The following is a 16,867-nucleotide window of genomic DNA, read 5'->3' on the forward strand; positions in this document are numbered from 1 at the left end:
ATAACGCTAGAAACGCTGGACGTTTTGATATATACGCTTTTAAGTTTTTCAGGCGACATCAAAAATTGGCGCCATTTTCATCCAACTAGGCTACCTATATCACTCCCCCTCAACACCCTTAATTGCGCGCACTGTATTCCACGATTTACAGCTTGGGCATAGCCAGTGAAGGTGGTTGCCGTTGAAGCCACATTGAACGCAGCGGTAATTAGGTTTCGCTTCGAGCAATTGATCGATGAGATCTTTCAGCAGCCCTAAGTTGTCTTTCGCCTGCTCTTTGCTGTTGTCCAAATAAAAATCTAGTAAGCGGCTCACGCCTCGTAAGGAAGGGCGGCTTTTTAATTGGGTTCCAATAAAATCTGCGGCAGCTATATCGCCTTGGTTTTTCTGGATCAATGTGGTCAAGGCGAGAATGACAGAATTACCTGGGTGATATTCAAGCAGCTGTCGTAAATAGCGTTCAAATCCTGCCTTATCCCCAAGCCGCTCGAAGCACTGGGCAAGTAATTCAATAGTTTCATTGATGAAATCGGGATCCTGGGTAGGTATTTTCTTTAAAATTTTTATCGCTTCTTTGTCGTTACCGAGCTGTTTTTCCAAGCGCCCCCAAATTAAGCTCGCTCGCACCAAATTTCTATCGTAGCCCAATGCAGATTTTAAATAACGACGAGCGCTTAAGTAATCATCTACTTGCAGTGACGATTCTGCGAGTTCGCAACAGAAATGCGCTTGTGAGTTTCGCCACTTTTCGGGAACCTTACTAAATCGTCGACCTACTAGATGCTCAACCGCTTTGATCGCTTTTTCCCATTCTTTTTCTTCACGATAAATCTCTACCAAATGCTCTAAGCAGACGTCGCGGATTTCGGGAGAAGATTCGATTAGTTCACGCAATAGTTTTTCAGCACGATCAAAAACACCGGCTTTAATGTAGTCTCGAGCAAGCTCAAATTGAGCTTGATGTTGCTGGCTAGTGGTAAGACCCGGTCGGGCGAGAAGGTTTTGATGGATTCGAATTGCGCGATCGACTTCACCTTGTCGGCGCAACAAGTTACCCAAGGCGAGATGTGTCTCTAAGGTATCGCTATTGACTTCCAAGGCTTCTATGAATGCATCAATAGCCGCATCGGGCTGCTCATTTAATAGTAAATTAAGGCCCTTAAAATAAGCTTGATCCCAAACGGGTGCGATTCGATCTCGTTTTAGTTTGACGGAGGCGCCTCGCCTCCCCCAAAGAAATCCTATCGCTAAAGCGACTAAAAACAAAAATAAAATCAAAAAATCTGTCATACAGTTTTAAAAATTTACCTTGATTAATCGCGCAGGGCTTTCGTTCTAAGCTTGCTAAGTTCTTGCTCGCAATTCTTTAATTTCCTACTTAATGCGCGCTCTCTACCGCGAACATTCAGTCCGCTAATCCAACTCAGCACATAACCCAGCATGGTGCCAATAAAAAGAACCAACAACAGCCATGTACCGAGATTAAATTTTGGCATCGTGTAGCCAAAGAGTGTTGGACTAACGATCAAGTTGTTTTCGGAACTAATCCACCAACCTATTACCATCACGAAGATGATCAGTATCGCCATTAATATGAATTTTATCTTTGCCACACCAATCCTCTCGAAGACTTATCCAGGGTTACCAGGCACGATGATAGAGTATGCCAATAAACTTGCATAGGAGCGATAAATATCAGTTGGGTGAGTGCGGAAAGACTCGATACTTTTAAGGTAAATAACAGAGGAATCCTTCGCCGTTGTAGTGAATAAGGTATCGAGATTTTGTAGGCAAGCGCTTGTTAAGCGACGTGGGTTTGCAGACTTTCGTTTACCCGATCACGCATTTCTTTGCCGGGTTTGAAATGAGGAACGTACTTGCCATCTAGCTCGACAGAATCGCCGGTTTTAGGGTTACGGCCAATACGAGGCGCCCGATAATGGAGGGAGAAGCTTCCGAAGCCACGGATTTCAATTCTATCTCCAGAGGATAATATTTGAGACATATGATCCAGAATCAGCTTTACCGCCAATTCAACATCTTTTGGGGGTAACTGATCTTGTCGATCGGCGATTTTTTCAATCAATTCAGATTTGGTCATTGTCTTTATCCTACTGAATCCTTGCCCAAGACTACTGTAATTTATCTTTAGTGCCAAGCTATGTTACTGATTTGGCTAAAGATTCCGAAATCAAGCCATGCAATTACAGCATAAAATTGCTCGATTGCCTTAGAAAATAACTGCCGTGAGGTACTCGGCGGGTAAAACAGGCGACCAAAGGACGTGGCGCCAACGACTTAGCCAAGAAAAATGGAATAAATAGAGGAAGTCACGCTAGGTGATTGATAATAAAGGAAGATAAGAGACTTGAAAATCTAAAAGAAAAGCCCCGTATAGTAGCTTGTCTGCTATACGGGGCTATATTCAACTACAACTAAAAGAGCAAAAGGCTACAAAAACTAGCTGTTTCTGCTTTCCATCTGAGCTTTAATCAAATCACCGATTGTCGCTGGTGAGGATTGCTCATCTTGCTTAGCTGAGTGTTCTTTAACCGCTTCTTGCTCATCTTGTGAATCTTTCGACTTAATAGAAAGAGTGATGGCTCGGTTTTTACGATCAACGCTAGTGATTTTCGCTTCAACTTCATCACCAACGCTCAAGGCGTTACGTGCATCTTCAACTTTATCTCGACTAATTTCAGAGGCTTTTAAACTGCCTTCGATATCGTCAAGAAGCGTGATAACCGCACCTTTCGCGTCCACTTCCTTAACAATTCCTTTAACGATTGCGCCTTTGTCATTTTCAGCAACATAGTTAGAGAAAGGATCTTCTTCTAGCTGTTTAATACCGAGAGAAATACGCTCACGTTCAGGGTCTATTGCCAAGATAACGGTTTCGATTTCGTCGCCTTTCTTGTATTGACGCACGGCTTCTTCACCGGCTTCATTCCAAGAAATATCTGACAAATGTACAAGTCCGTCGATGCCGCCATCCAGGCCGATAAAGATACCGAAATCGGTAATAGATTTGATCTTGCCTGAAACCTTAGTGGTTTTAGCGTGGATGCGACCGAATGCGTCCCAAGGATTCTCTTGGCACTGTTTAACACCGAGAGAAATACGACGACGTTCTTCGTCTATATCCAAGACCATCACTTCGACTTCATCACCTAAATTAACGACTTTAGAAGGATGAATATTTTTGTTAGTCCAATCCATTTCAGAAACGTGAACAAGACCTTCAACACCTTCTTCTAACTCGGCAAAACAACCGTAGTCAGTTAGGTTAGTAACAGTTGCCTTAACACGCGCACCTTCTGGGTAACGCTGAGTGATGCTGATCCATGGATCCTCACCCATCTGCTTCAAGCCTAAGGAAACGCGGTTACGCTCACGATCAAACTTCAATACACGAACGTCAATTTCATCACCTACGTTAACGATTTCACTTGGGTGCTTGATACGCTTCCAAGCCATATCAGTGATATGTAGAAGGCCATCAACACCGCCCAAATCAACGAAGGCACCGTAGTCAGTAAGGTTCTTAACGATACCTTTAACACTCATGCCTTCTTGCAGATTGGCAAGTAACTCATCGCGTTCTTCAGAGTTCGCTTGTTCCAATACAGCTCGTCGAGAAACAACAACGTTGTTACGCTTTTGATCAAGCTTGATAACTTTGAAATCTAATTCTTTACCTTCGAGATGTACGGTTTCTCGAACAGGTCTAACATCTACCAATGAACCTGGTAGGAAGGCACGTATACCAGCGATATCAACGGTGAAACCACCTTTGACCTTGCCGCTGATAATACCTTTAATAACTTCGTCGCCTTGGTTAGCGCTTTCTAATACTTTCCAAGATTCAGCACGCTTAGCTTTCTCGCGAGAAAGCTTAGTTTCACCGAAACCGTCTTCAACAGTTTCCAATGCAACTTGAACTTCGTCTCCAACTTGTACGTTGAATTCACCTGAGTCTGTATAGAATTGGCTGGCGGGAATAACGCCTTCTGATTTAAGGCCGGCGTGGACTGTAACCCAGTCTTTGTCGACATCGATAACAACACCGGTAACGATTGATCCGGGTACGAGGTCAACGGTTTTTAAACTTTCTTCGAATAGATCTGCAAAGCTCTCGCTCATTCTTAAAATACCTATATATGTTCAGCACAGAACCATTGGGCCGCCTGAATACAATCAAATACTCCTACATATGTAGAGAAGCATTAGATCCTTCAATAGCAAACCGTATCGAACTGCTCTACCACGCCGCCAGATTGCGTGGGCCAATGGATAAAACTGCATGTGGTGAATTCTGGCTTCAACCAAATACAGTGAGTTAAAATTCTTTCCGATGAGAACCGGACTGCTGATGTCCTAGGTGACAGGGACAAGTCCCTTGGCATCGATATAAAGAGATGCCTGTTCAACCACATCGTCAATCGACATAGTCGTGCTATCTAGTAATAAGGCATCTTCTGCGGGTTTGAGCGGCGATACTGCCCGTTGGCTGTCGCGCTCATCCCGTGCCTCTATGTCCTTCAGCAGGGCGCGCAGGCTAACAGATTCTCCCTTTTCCAGCAACTGCTTATAGCGTCTCTGGGCACGCTCTGCAGCGCTGGCGGTCAGGAATATTTTGGCCTCAGCATCCGGAAAAACCACTGTTCCCATATCGCGGCCATCGGCCACCAAACCCGGGCTTTTCTGGAAGTCCTTTTGAAGGTCAAGCAAAGCCGCTCGAACGCTTTGATGCGCCGCAACGGTTGAAGCTCCCATACCGATCTCTTCCTTCCGAATCGCGTCAGTAACTTCTTCGCCTTCTAGCAAAACTCTAATGCCTTTAGCACCTGGCAAAAACTCGACCTTCATCGTTTTGGCAGCTTTAGCAACCTCATCGGCGTCTTCCAGATCCAAACCTTGCGTTATCGCAGCTAAAGCGGTCAGACGATATAGGGCGCCGCTATCCAACAAATGAAAACCATATCGTGAGGCCAAACGCTGACAGATAGTCCCTTTGCCGGAGCCGCTGGGACCATCGACGGTAATAACAGGGAAAGCAATTAAAGAGGGAGAGTTTTTATCGGCGGGCATAGGGTGCTAATTTTCCAAAGAATGGCAAAACCAAATGACGACAAGGGAACGCAATGTTACTGAGTTTAAGTCGCTGACCATAACGAATTGAGTTAAAAACGCTGAATCGTCGCGAGGATTTGTTCACACGCGAGCGCTGGGTCATTAGCCGCGGTAATCGGTCGGCCAATAACTAAATAATCACTACCTAACTCGAGCGCTTGCTCTGGAGTGAGTATTCTGCGTTGATCATTTGACTCTCCACCAGCGGGACGAATGCCCGGCGTCACCAATTTAAAGGATTCGCCAAACCTCGACTTTAACAAGGCTGCCTCCTGTCCAGAACAAACCAGGCCATCCAATCCAGATTGCTGAGCGAGTGAGGCCAAACTGAGCACTTGCTGCTGAGGATCTTCAATATGACTAAGTCCAATTTCTTTGAGATCTTCAATTGCCATACTGGTCAAGACACTAACACCTATTAATAGCGGTGGGTTTTCGAATTCATTGAGTGCGTCCCGCGCCGCCTGCATCATGCGCGATCCACCGGAAGCGTGAACATTGACCATCCAAACACCTAGTTTCGCCGCAGCTTTAACGGCGTGAGCGACGGTGTTAGGAATATCGTGGTATTTCAGGTCGAGAAACACGTCGAAGTTTTTAGACGCCAGATGCCTAACCACATCCGGGCCACCGGTAGTGAAAAGCTCATTACCGACTTTAAGTCTTACCTTCGCTGGGTCGAGCTGCTCAACTAATTGGTAACAGCGCTCGACGGAATCATAGTCGAGAGCAACAATGATTCGCTTGTTTTCACTCATTCTATTTTCGTTCGTCGTCATTAATAGCTCTTCAATTAAGTTAATTTAAGCGCGTATTTAAGCGCGATTAAAACCTAGGAGCCTTGAGCTATCACTTTAGCTGGCGGGCTATAAAGTCCCGCATTGTAACAATTAAATCGTCGGTGTACTCGGAGGGACGATGCCCAAAGGCATGAGGCATTCCTGGATAAAAAGCATAGTCAATTTTACTACCCGCATTTTGAAACGCGGCCATCACGTCGAAAGTCATTTCACGAGGAATATTGCCATCCTCACCGGCTTGCACAATTAACACTTGAGGGAGGTTCTCCGTCGCTTCTTTTTCATTAAGTATTCTAGCAATACTCGCCGCGCGCATATTTTCCTGGTTACCAAAATAATCATCGTGCATTTTAACCAGAGCATCTCGACCAACACGCTTTGCATAATCATAACGATAACTAGGATCGGAGACCGGCCAAAGTGCTACGACGTAAGCAACTTCTGCGCTCAATTCATCTACGTCAATTGCTTGATCTCCTGAAGATTGCCCTGCAGAGGAAGCGCTATTTGAAACAATCAAAGTCCCTTTGTGCAAATCCTGATTGGGTTTCAAAGCGGCTAACAAAGCAAGATGTCCGCCAGAGGAGCTGCCAACTAATCCAATACTGCTGCTATCAATATTTAATTCATCCGCATGCGCACGCAAATAACGAACTGCCGCGGTGGTATCGCGACTACCGAGGGGGTGTTGGAAATCCGGACCTTGACGAAAATCAATTGCCAGAACATAAATACCCGCCGAAGCCAGTGCTTTGTTGTAAAGTTCACCAGCAGTTCGGTCGTAAAGGTTCCAAGCACCACCATGAACTTCTACAAGCGCGGGTAAGCGACCATCTTTTTTGGGGCGATAGCTTCGCGCGAGCAATTCAAGATCACCTACCCGTGCATACACAAAATCTTCTTCGACGACCTCGTAATGTCCAACCGCTTGTAATTGCATTTTCGAGACCTCCTGGCTAGTACTCTCGTCATTGGCTAAGGCACTAAAGGCCAAACCGGCAGAACAAGACAAAATCAATACCTTGATGAAAGCTGAGAAGTACGAAGCAAATAACGATAAGCGCATAATTTCTGCCCCTAGAATTATGATTGTTGAGCGAAATAAAATAAAAATTTATCTGGCACGGGAATTACCGCGCATTCTACCTCAAACCATTTATTTCTGTCGCGCTGAACTAAACAAGTCAATCAGGCATCACGGGATAATAAAGAGGGTTCGAAGGCTAGATAACAGTTTTGCAAGGAAGCAATACAGAGATGATAAGAAAATTTATTAGAAAATCGAGGACAAGAATAATTTGAAGGAGTAAAAAAGATCAATGTCGACGCACACAGAATAGGAGGAGAATGTACGTCGACACCATTGATGGAAAACGACTAAGCGCTAGAGATCGATACGATCCCGATTGGCTTCCAGCGTTGATTCACCAATTCCTTTCACTTCCATTAATTGTTCAACAGAGGTGAAATTTCCGTTTTCATTGCGCCAGGCAACAATCGCTTCAGCTTTTTTAACGCCAACCTGATGCAAACTCGATGCTAAAGCATCAACATCAGCGCTATTAATATTAACTCGTTCAATATTATTCACGGCTGCAGCTGTCGGTTTCGCTGGCGTCTGCTGACCCGACGTTTGTGCAAAAGCACCCGCGCAACACAGGGAAAGTAAAACTGCTGCCATTACAGTAGTAACATTTTTCATAATCAACATCCTTATTAATTGATCCATGTAAAGTTAACAATAAATGATCTTCACTGATCACCTATATCGCTCAAAATTATCTCTAAGCGACGATGAGACTGTAAAAAATTATGCGGGAAAGAAATAGCGGGTAAAAGCTGAATTTAACGTAAGCCATTGGCCATGAACTGAGGTCAATGGCTTACATTTTTTAAGGGGCGGAGTTCAAATCAAGTGAATTCAAAAAGTTTACTTGTTATGTTCTTTTAATAATTCCTCAAGATTTACTGCACCCCAATGAGGAAAGTGTTTGCGTACCAAGGCATTTAGCTCCACTTCGAAGGGGGTAATATTGGCAAGCATACTGCGATCAAGATCTTCACTCTCTAACAAGTCAGAGACCATTCCCGCTGCCACCGTGATATTGGTCAAACGATCAATTACGATAAATGCGCCAGTAGCGCGATTAATTTTATAAGGATCGGCAACAATTTCTTGATTCAGCTTCACAGAGACTACTGCAATATCATTCAGTTGCAATGCATCAATCTCGCTGTGTTCTTGAGTATTAACATCAATTCGATAGTGAATATTACTGACACTACCAGTCGTATATTTGCTGGCGAATTTGAACCCGTACTCTTTACCTGGTTGCAAGGCCTGTTCAGACATCCACACCATATGCCCGGTTAGGTGATTAGATTTGCTCACCTTATCATTCGCTAAAACCAACATATCACCACGACTCACGTCGATTTCATCAGCGAGGGTTAAGGTAACTGATTGGCCGACAAAGGCCGATTCTAAATCCGCATCATAAGTAACAATGGATTTAACTGTGCTGGTTTTACCGGAAGGCAGTGCACGAATAGTGTCACCTACTTTCACAATGCCGGAGGCGATCGTGCCACAAAAACCACGGAAATTTAAATCTGGACGATTGACATATTGAACGGGAAATCGAAAATCAGAATCGTTTCTATCACCAGAAATATCAACCGACTCTAAGGTTTCCATTAAAGTCTCGCCTTGATACCACGGTGTGTTTTCACTTCTAGCAACGACATTATCGCCATCTAAAGCAGATAAAGGCACAAAACGAATATCTTCGATATCAAGTTCTTTGGCGAATTTTTTATAATCCGCTTTAATCTCTTCATATCTTGATTCAGAAAATTCAACCAAGTCCATTTTATTAATGGCAACGACCACGTGCTTGATTCCCAAGAGAGAAGCGATGTAACTATGGCGTCGGGTCTGCGTCATTACCCCATGACGTGCATCAATTAAAATAATCGCCAACTCACAGGTCGATGCGCCGGTCGCCATATTTCGAGTGTATTGCTCATGTCCAGGCGTATCGGCAATAATAAATTTTCTTTTCGCCGTCGAAAAATAACGGTAAGCAACGTCGATGGTAATACCTTGCTCGCGCTCGGCTTGCAAACCATCGACTAGTAAAGCCAAATCAATTTTCTCTCCGGTTGTCCCGTGCTTAGTATTATCGGATTTAACCGCCTCCAGCTGATCTTCATAAATCATTTTCGAATCGTGAAGTAAGCGTCCGATCAAAGTACTTTTACCGTCATCAACACTACCGCAAGTTAAAAACCGCAACAGTTCTTTATGCTCGTGTTGCTTTAAGTAAGCGTCGATATCCGCTTCGATTAATTCAGATTGATGTGACATAAGATAAAACTCTAATTGATGCTATTAATTAGTTTTCAATTTTCAAAACTTTTAAAATTTCGTGTCCTGGGGGCCTTTGAATAGGTGGAGATTTTTGCGCTAGCAAGGAAGAGGCGCGCGGAGAACCGGAGTTTACACAAAGTAAATGAGGATTCGAGCACGACTCTGACGCCGCTAGCGTGAAAATATCCATTTATTCACAGGCCACCAACTTAGAAGTAGCCTTCTTGTTTTTTCTTCTCCATCGACCCAGAGCTATCGTGATCAATCACCCTACCCTGTCTCTCTGACGTTTTCGTCAACAACATTTCCTGAATAATTTCAGGCAGTGTTGTCGCCGTTGACTCGACTGCTCCAGTCAAGGGGTAGCAGCCGAGCGTACGAAAGCGAACCATTTTCTCCTCAGGTTTTTCATTTTCACCCAGAGGCATTCTGTCATCGTCGACTTTAATCAACACACCGTCACGCTCAACAACGGGTCGCTTGGCAGCAAAATACAATGGCACAATCGGAATACTTTCTAAGTGAATGTACTGCCAGATATCCAACTCAGTCCAATTCGACAAGGGGAAAACACGAATGCTCTCGCCTTTATCGACTTTACTGTTATAAATATTCCACAATTCGGGACGCTGACTTTTTGGGTCCCAACGATGGTTTTTATCTCGGAAAGAATAAACACGTTCTTTCGCGCGGGACTTTTCTTCATCGCGACGTGCACCACCAAAAGCCGCATCAAAACCGTATTTATCCAAGGCTTGCTTAAGCGCTTGAGTTTTCATGATGTCAGTGTGCTTAGCGCTGCCATGGGTAAATGGCCCGACGCCCATTTTCACACCTTCTTCGTTGATGTGAACGATCAAATCCCAACCCAGTTCTTTCACGCGCTCTTCACGAAATTTAATCATTTCGTGAAACTTCCACGTCGTATCGACATGCATTAAAGGAAAAGGTGGTTTGCCGGGATGAAAAGCCTTCATCGCCAAGTGCATCATTACTGCTGAATCTTTGCCAATTGAGTACAACATTACCGGGTTATCAAACTCGGCCGCGACTTCGCGAATAATATGAATACTCTCTGCTTCAAGCTGTTTGAGATGCGTTAATTTAGTTGAATCTGTCATAACTTATAAAACCAACGTTTAGTGAACGGCGAAAATTATAATGAGCCAGCCAATAAGAATTAACTAGTTTTTTCTTCTAAGCTTATACCGACGGATCTGGCTAGCTCGACAAAACCGGGGAAGGACGTCGCCACATTGGCACAGTCATTAATGGTTATAGCGCTTTTTGCCCGCAAGGCCGCGACCGTAAATGCCATCGCTATGCGGTGATCGCCATGGCTTTCAACTTGCCCTCCACCTATCTCACCGCCCTCTATCACCATGCCATCGCGAGTAGGTTTCGCGTCAACACCGAGGATTTTCAAACCATCGGCCATAACTTGAATCCTATCGCTTTCTTTAACACGCAACTCTTCAGCGCCGGTCAAAATTGTTTTCCCATCCGCACAAGCAGCAGCAATAAATAATGCAGGAAACTCGTCAATAGCCAAAGGAACTTGCTGTTCTGGAATTTCAATACCCTTTAAAGGCGCGTATTTAACGCGGATGTCCGCAATGGGCTCATCTCCCGCTTTACGTTTATTCGCCATACTAATATCTGCGCCCATGAGCTTGAGAATACTAATTACACCCGTGCGTGTTGGATTAATGCCAACATTCGTCAAGGTTAAATCAGATCCTGGAGTAATACTCGCGGCCACTAAAAAGAACGCGGCTGAAGAAATATCCCCTGGTACGAGTAATGTAGTTGCCGTTAATTTACCGCCACCTTGCAAGCTGGCAACAGCACCGTTTGAAATAACATCATAGCCAAAGCTTCTTAACATACGTTCGGTATGATCTCGCGTTACGGCAGGCTCCGTCACTTTCGTTTCACCGTCAGCGTATAAGCCCGCAAGCAACACACAAGACTTAACTTGGCCGCTAGCCATTGGCATCGAGTAATCAATCCCTCGTAGCTTTTTACCACCGATAATTTTCGCAGGTGGTGTGCCATTTTTTGCTGTTTCAATCTCGGCACCCATTGCGGCTAAGGGTTCGGCGACTCGCTTCATCGGCCGTTTTGAAAGTGATTCATCCCCGGTTAAGACTGAATCAAAAGATTGTCCCGACAAAAGCCCAGCCAGTAAACGCATCGAGGTGCCGGAATTTCCCAAATACAAAGGGCCGGAAGGTTTTTGCAAACCATGCAAGCCGAGACCATGAATTTTAAGCCGCCCTTGATCCGGACCTTCGATCTGCACTCCCATCGAACGAAAACTTTGCAAAGTAGCCAAGGCATCTTCACCTTCTAAAAAGCCTTCAACTTCAGTTATGCCTTCCGCAATTGATCCCAACATGATTGAACGGTGAGAAATTGATTTGTCTCCGGGTACTTTTAATGCTCCCTCAACTACTCCACCAGCTTGCACAATATATTGACTGTTTTTTTGATTCATTTCTCGACTTGCCCAATTTCTCTCTTTTGTGGATCCCGCTTTCGTGATTCCTGTTAGCGATACAAAATGATCCCGCGCTGATTTTGCACGAGTAAAGGTATTCATTAAACTTGCAGCATCTTCGTTTTCTATCGCACTGCGTAACTGGTCTAAATTATTAGAAAATAAATCTAGCGCCTTTAATATACTGCTTCGATTCGCGAGCATAATGTCCCGCCACATGGTCGGATCACTAGAGGCAATACGCGTGAAGTCTCGAAAACCTCCCGCGGCATAACGAAAAATATTCTCGTTTTCTGCATCATGCGCCAGGGTATCTACTAATGAGTAGGCGATTACGTGAGGCAAATGGCTCGTCGCCGCCAACACATCATCATGTTCATCAACCGGCATTGTTAATACTTCTGCACCAAGTAACTCCCACATTGTTTTCACGCGATCTACATGTCGCGAATCTGTTTCTGTGGTCGGCGTTAAAATAACGCGATGGTTTTCGTACAACGCCGGATTCGCGGCGCTGACGCCACTTTTTTCTGAGCCCGCAATAGGATGCCCGGGAACAAAATTAGCAGGTACACTCCCAAACACTTCTTTTAAAGAAGCGAGGACACTGCTCTTTACGCTGGCGCAATCAGTAACAGTCACCGCGTCAGCCTTTAGCGTTTTTAAATCTTTAATAACAGTGGCCATCGTTAAGGTGGGAACTGCAATACAAATCAAATCATCGGAGCCGGGAGCTTCCGGCAATTCTGACAAATCCCTGAAAGCTTGATTAGCAAAACCCAACTCCACCGCTAGCTTTCTAGTTGTTTCGCTGCGCGCCAGGGCCGTAACCTTTCGACAAGCGCCGCGTTGCTTCAAACCGGCCGCGACACTTGCGCCAATTAATCCGAAGCCGATAACGATGAGATTATTAATTAACATACGGGAGTGATTTTTTAGGGCTTACGTCAGTTATGGAAAAGCCGCAATTAAATTTAGAGTAATAGCGGCTTTTTATTTAAGGCATTCAACAAAACATCAGTTAGATTTTTATCAGAAATAGTTCGCAACAGAAAATCGCAAAACTTACAGAACGGCTTTTGGATAAGAGCCCAATACCTTCAATTCCGCCGCTCGTTCACCAATCTCTTTAAGGGCCGCTTTAACGTTGTCGTCGTCTTGGTGCCCGGTTAGATCGATAAAGAACACGTAATTCCAACGTCCACTTTTCGAAGGTCGTGATTCAACACTTGTAAGGTCAACTTGATAGCGGCGAAAGGGTTCTAACAAATCATACAAGGCGCCGGGCTCGTTTTTCATCGAGATAATAACGGATGTTTTGTCTTTTCCACTAGCCGGAACTTGTTGATTACCAATTATTAAAAAACGGGTGGAATTATCAGGAAGGTCTTCTATTTTTTCAGCGTGCTTTTTAAGCCCATAAAGATCTGCCGCCATTTCTCCGGCAATCGCCGCAGCATTCCATTCACCTTTAATACGCTTCGCTGCCTCCGCGTTACTGCTGACGGCGACGCGCTCAGCTTTTGGATAGCGAGAATCCAACCACTTACGGCATTGAGCCAAAGATTGTGAATGAGAATATATACGAGAAATGCTGTCAGTTTTTGTGATGTCCGATACCAACAAGTGATGGTGAATTCGCAATGCAACCTCACCACAGATTTTCAAATTACTATTAATGAAAGTATCGAGCGTATGATTAACCACGCCTTCTGATGAATTCTCTACCGGCACAACGCCGTATTCAACAGCGCCAGCTTCTACCTCACGAAATACCTCATCAATTGCCGCCATCGGCATCGAAATCGCAGAGTGGCCGAAATGCTTTAGTGCCGCTTGTTGCGTAAACGTCCCTTCGGGCCCTAAAAAGGCAACTCGAATTGGGTGCTCTAATGCTAAACAGGCAGACATGATTTCGCGAAACAAACGCGCCATCTCTTCATTCGAAAGCGGGCCTTTATTTGCTTCCATAACTTTGCGCAAGACTTGCGCCTCTCGCTCTGGGCGGTAGTACTGAATATCACTTTCGCCCTTTGCCTTTTTGACATTCGCCACTTCTTGAGCACAATGGGCTCGCGCGCTAATTAACTCGCCAATTTTTTCATCGATGCCGTCGATCTTATCTCGCAACTGAATCAATTCTTGACTGTCTTGATCAACAGCCTGATTTTGATTTAACTTTTTTTCTTTTGAATTAGTCATGGGGAAAACAACAATAATTGACGACCTAAGTCATCATTTTAATTAAATGGGTTATTCTGCGAATCGTTTATGCCAACGAAATAAAAAAGCGGCTTATTAATTTAATCCGCTTCTTCTTCGCCTTCTTCTTCGCCAGTTTCTTCGATACGTTCAACGCCGACAAGATGTTCACCGGTTTTTAGTTTTATTAAGCGTACACCCTGGGTGTTTCTACCTAAAACGGAGACTTCATCTACCCGCGTTCTCACCAACGTACCTTGATCGGATATCAACATGATTTCATCGCCGTCCAATACCTGGACTGCACCAACTAAATCGCCGTTTCTATCAGACGTTTGAATAGCAATAACACCCTGTGAACCACGGCCTTTAGTCGCGTATTCAGCAACATCCGTACGCTTACCGTAACCATTTTCACTCACCGCAAGGACTTTACCGCCCTCCATTGGAATGACCATGGATATAACTTTGTGAGAGTCTTTTAAGCGAATACCGCGAACGCCGCGAGACGCCCTTCCCATTGCTCTCACTTCGGTCTCTTTAAAGCGTGCCGCTTTACCACCGGAAGAAAATAAAATGATTTCTTGGCCGCCGTCAGTTACCGCGGTATTTACCAAGTTGTCGCCTTCTTCCAACTCTATCGCACGCAAACCAGTGCTACGAGGTCTGGCAAATTGACTCAGGGTTGTTTTCTTTACCGTTCCATTAGCCGTGGCCATAAAGATGAAGTGTTCATCATCATAGTCTTGCACTGGCAAAATCGACGTGATTCGCTCATCTGCTTCCAAGGGCAACAAATTGACCATTGGACGGCCGCGAGATTGACGACCTGCAACGGGAATTTGATAAACCTTCAACCAATAAACCTTACCGGCATTGCTAAAACACAAAATAGTAGTGTGAGTATTGGCTATTAATAAATGCTCAACAAAATCTTCATCTTTAACTGCCGTTGCCGCTTTACCCATACCACCGCGTCGCTGTGCTTGGTAGACGTCTAGTGGTTGAGTTTTAGCGTAACCACCATGAGAAATAGTGACGACACGATCTTCTTCGGTAATTAAATCTTCGACGGTTAAATCCATCTGAGATTCTTGAATATCAGTGCGTCGCGCATCACCATATTCTTTTTCGACAGCTTCCAATTCTTCACGAATCACTTCCATCAATCGCTGGGGATTTGACAAAATGCCCATGTATTCAGCGATCTGAATTAATTTTTCTTCGTACTCGGTGAGCAACTTACCGTGCTCCATACCCGTCAAACGATGTAAACGTAACTCTAGAATTGATTGTGCTTGATCGGGAGAAAGGAAATATTTGTCTTCACGAATACCATATTGAGGATCTAACTCATCGGGACGACAAACACTATCACCGGTATCGCTTCGTGCTTTCTCTAGGAACTGATTAACGTCAGCTAAATCCCAACCACGAGCGAGTAGCGATTCTTTAGCCTCCGCTGGCGAAGGTGAACCTTTGATTAATTCAATCACGAGATCGATATTGGCAATCGCAATCGCAAGGCCTTCAAGAATATGGCCCCGTTCGCGCGCTTTTCTTAACAAAAACACTGTTCGGCGGGTAACAACTTCACGCCGATGCAGAATAAAACATTCCAACAGCTGTTTTAGGTTTAGCGTTTTCGGCTGGCCATCGACCAAGGCAACAACGTTAATACCAAAAACACTTTGCAAAGCGGTTTGCGAAAACAAATTATTCAACACTACGTCGCCGACTTCGCCACGTTTAATTTCGATAACCACGCGCATCCCGTCTTTATCAGACTCATCGCGCAACTCAGAAATGCCTTCAATTTTCTTTTCTTTAACCAGTTCCGCAATCCGCTCAATTAAGCGCGCTTTGTTAACTTGGTAGGGAAGCTCGTGAACAATAATTGTTTCGCGACCGGTTTTTTCATCTTTTTCGATAGACGCTTTTGCGCGCACGTAAATACGGCCACGCCCGGTACGATAAGCTTGAACAATTCCCGCTCGACCATTAATAATTGCGCCCGTTGGAAAGTCCGGGCCAGGAATAAATTCCATCAACTCATCGACGGTAATCTCTTCGTTTTCAATAACCGCCAAACAGGCTTTTACAACTTCACTCAAATTATGAGGAGGGATATTGGTCGCCATCCCCACCGCGATACCGGAAGAACCGTTAACTAATAGGTTGGGAATTCGCGTCGGAAGGACGTCGGGAATTTGCTCCTGACCATCGTAGTTGTCAACGTAATCGACGGTTTCTTTATCAAGGTCAGCCAAAAGATCGTGGGCAATTTTCGCCATACGAATTTCGGTATAACGCATTGCTGCCGCTCTATCACCATCGATAGAACCGAAATTTCCCTGACCGTCGACCAGCATATAACGTAGAGAAAATGGCTGCGCCATACGAACGATAGTGTCATAAACCGCTGAATCACCATGGGGGTGATATTTACCGATTACGTCACCTACCACACGAGCCGACTTTTTATAGGATTTATTCCAATCATTGCTCAGCTCGTTCATCGCAAACAACACACGGCGATGGACAGGTTTTAGGCCGTCACGCACATCAGGCAAAGCCCTTCCTACAATTACGCTCATCGCATAATCGAGATAGGATTGCTGGAGTTCATCTTCGATGTTAACCGGGAGGATTTCTTTAGTTATATCGTCGCCCATAAGGTGCGGCTTTCCTTACTTCTATGATTTATATTATTTTACGAGCAGTTCCAAAGAATGAGATTTTCTAGAGTTGCCCTGTGGGAAATCTTAATAACCTCATTCGATTTGAAGCCAAATTCTAGTGAGGTACATTTTCTTATAATCGTACGAACATAGCCTGTATTTACATTACGTTATT

At 44.6% G+C, this 16,867-nt stretch carries 13 protein-coding genes; all 13 read right to left on the reverse strand.

Annotated elements, in window-relative coordinates:
• Window positions 1-99: 99 nt before the first annotated feature.
• The 13 genes from lapB to gyrA all read right to left on the reverse strand — a co-directional run bounded on the left by lapB (window position 100) and on the right by gyrA (window position 16,686).
• A complete protein-coding gene (gene lapB / locus ACYUCY_RS09100) occupies window positions 100-1,290 on the reverse strand; it encodes a lipopolysaccharide assembly protein LapB (RefSeq protein ID WP_460226155.1) in 1,191 nt (396 codons plus the stop codon).
• A 23-nt stretch (window positions 1,291-1,313) separates the two neighbouring features.
• On the reverse strand, window positions 1,314-1,613 hold the full coding sequence (locus ACYUCY_RS09105; RefSeq protein ID WP_460226156.1) for a LapA family protein: 300 nt from the start codon (window positions 1,611-1,613) through the stop codon (window positions 1,314-1,316).
• A 188-nt stretch (window positions 1,614-1,801) separates the two neighbouring features.
• Entirely contained in the window at window positions 1,802-2,101 is a 300-nt protein-coding gene (ihfB, locus tag ACYUCY_RS09110) for an integration host factor subunit beta (protein ID WP_460226157.1), read from the reverse strand.
• A 359-nt stretch (window positions 2,102-2,460) separates the two neighbouring features.
• Window positions 2,461-4,143 carry a 30S ribosomal protein S1 gene (gene rpsA / locus ACYUCY_RS09115; RefSeq protein ID WP_460226158.1) on the reverse strand — a complete coding sequence of 561 codons (1,683 nt, stop codon included), beginning with the start codon at window positions 4,141-4,143 and terminating at the stop codon, window positions 2,461-2,463.
• A gap of 234 nt (window positions 4,144-4,377) precedes the next feature.
• Window positions 4,378-5,091: a (d)CMP kinase gene (gene cmk, locus ACYUCY_RS09120; protein WP_460226159.1), complete on the reverse strand. Its 714-nt coding sequence runs from the start codon at window positions 5,089-5,091 to the stop codon at window positions 4,378-4,380.
• A 92-nt stretch (window positions 5,092-5,183) separates the two neighbouring features.
• Window positions 5,184-5,912 (reverse strand): orotidine-5'-phosphate decarboxylase, encoded by a 729-nt coding sequence (gene pyrF / locus ACYUCY_RS09125; RefSeq protein WP_460226160.1) that lies wholly within the window; start codon window positions 5,910-5,912, stop codon window positions 5,184-5,186.
• A gap of 70 nt (window positions 5,913-5,982) precedes the next feature.
• Entirely contained in the window at window positions 5,983-6,999 is a 1,017-nt protein-coding gene (locus tag ACYUCY_RS09130; RefSeq protein WP_460226161.1) for an alpha/beta hydrolase, read from the reverse strand.
• A gap of 318 nt (window positions 7,000-7,317) precedes the next feature.
• Window positions 7,318-7,635 carry a ComEA family DNA-binding protein gene (locus ACYUCY_RS09135; protein ID WP_460226162.1) on the reverse strand — a complete coding sequence of 106 codons (318 nt, stop codon included), beginning with the start codon at window positions 7,633-7,635 and terminating at the stop codon, window positions 7,318-7,320.
• 228 nt (window positions 7,636-7,863) lie between these two features.
• Window positions 7,864-9,303 carry a sulfate adenylyltransferase subunit CysN gene (gene cysN / locus ACYUCY_RS09140; protein ID WP_460226163.1) on the reverse strand — a complete coding sequence of 480 codons (1,440 nt, stop codon included), beginning with the start codon at window positions 9,301-9,303 and terminating at the stop codon, window positions 7,864-7,866.
• Between the two features lie 212 nt (window positions 9,304-9,515).
• Window positions 9,516-10,427, reverse strand: a complete 912-nt coding sequence (gene cysD, locus ACYUCY_RS09145) for a sulfate adenylyltransferase subunit CysD (protein ID WP_460226164.1) — start codon at window positions 10,425-10,427, stop codon at window positions 9,516-9,518.
• 59 nt (window positions 10,428-10,486) lie between these two features.
• Window positions 10,487-12,730, reverse strand: a complete 2,244-nt coding sequence (locus tag ACYUCY_RS09150) for a bifunctional prephenate dehydrogenase/3-phosphoshikimate 1-carboxyvinyltransferase (RefSeq protein ID WP_460226165.1) — start codon at window positions 12,728-12,730, stop codon at window positions 10,487-10,489.
• A gap of 144 nt (window positions 12,731-12,874) precedes the next feature.
• Window positions 12,875-14,011, reverse strand: coding sequence for a prephenate dehydratase (pheA, locus tag ACYUCY_RS09155; protein ID WP_460226166.1), 1,137 nt, complete (start codon window positions 14,009-14,011; stop codon window positions 12,875-12,877).
• 101 nt (window positions 14,012-14,112) lie between these two features.
• The gene (gene gyrA, locus ACYUCY_RS09160; RefSeq protein WP_460226167.1) at window positions 14,113-16,686 is read right to left on the reverse strand and encodes a DNA gyrase subunit A; all 2,574 of its coding nucleotides are present in this window, start codon (window positions 16,684-16,686) and stop codon (window positions 14,113-14,115) included.
• Window positions 16,687-16,867 lie beyond the last annotated feature (181 nt).

Source organism: Aurantivibrio infirmus (genome assembly GCF_054767315.1).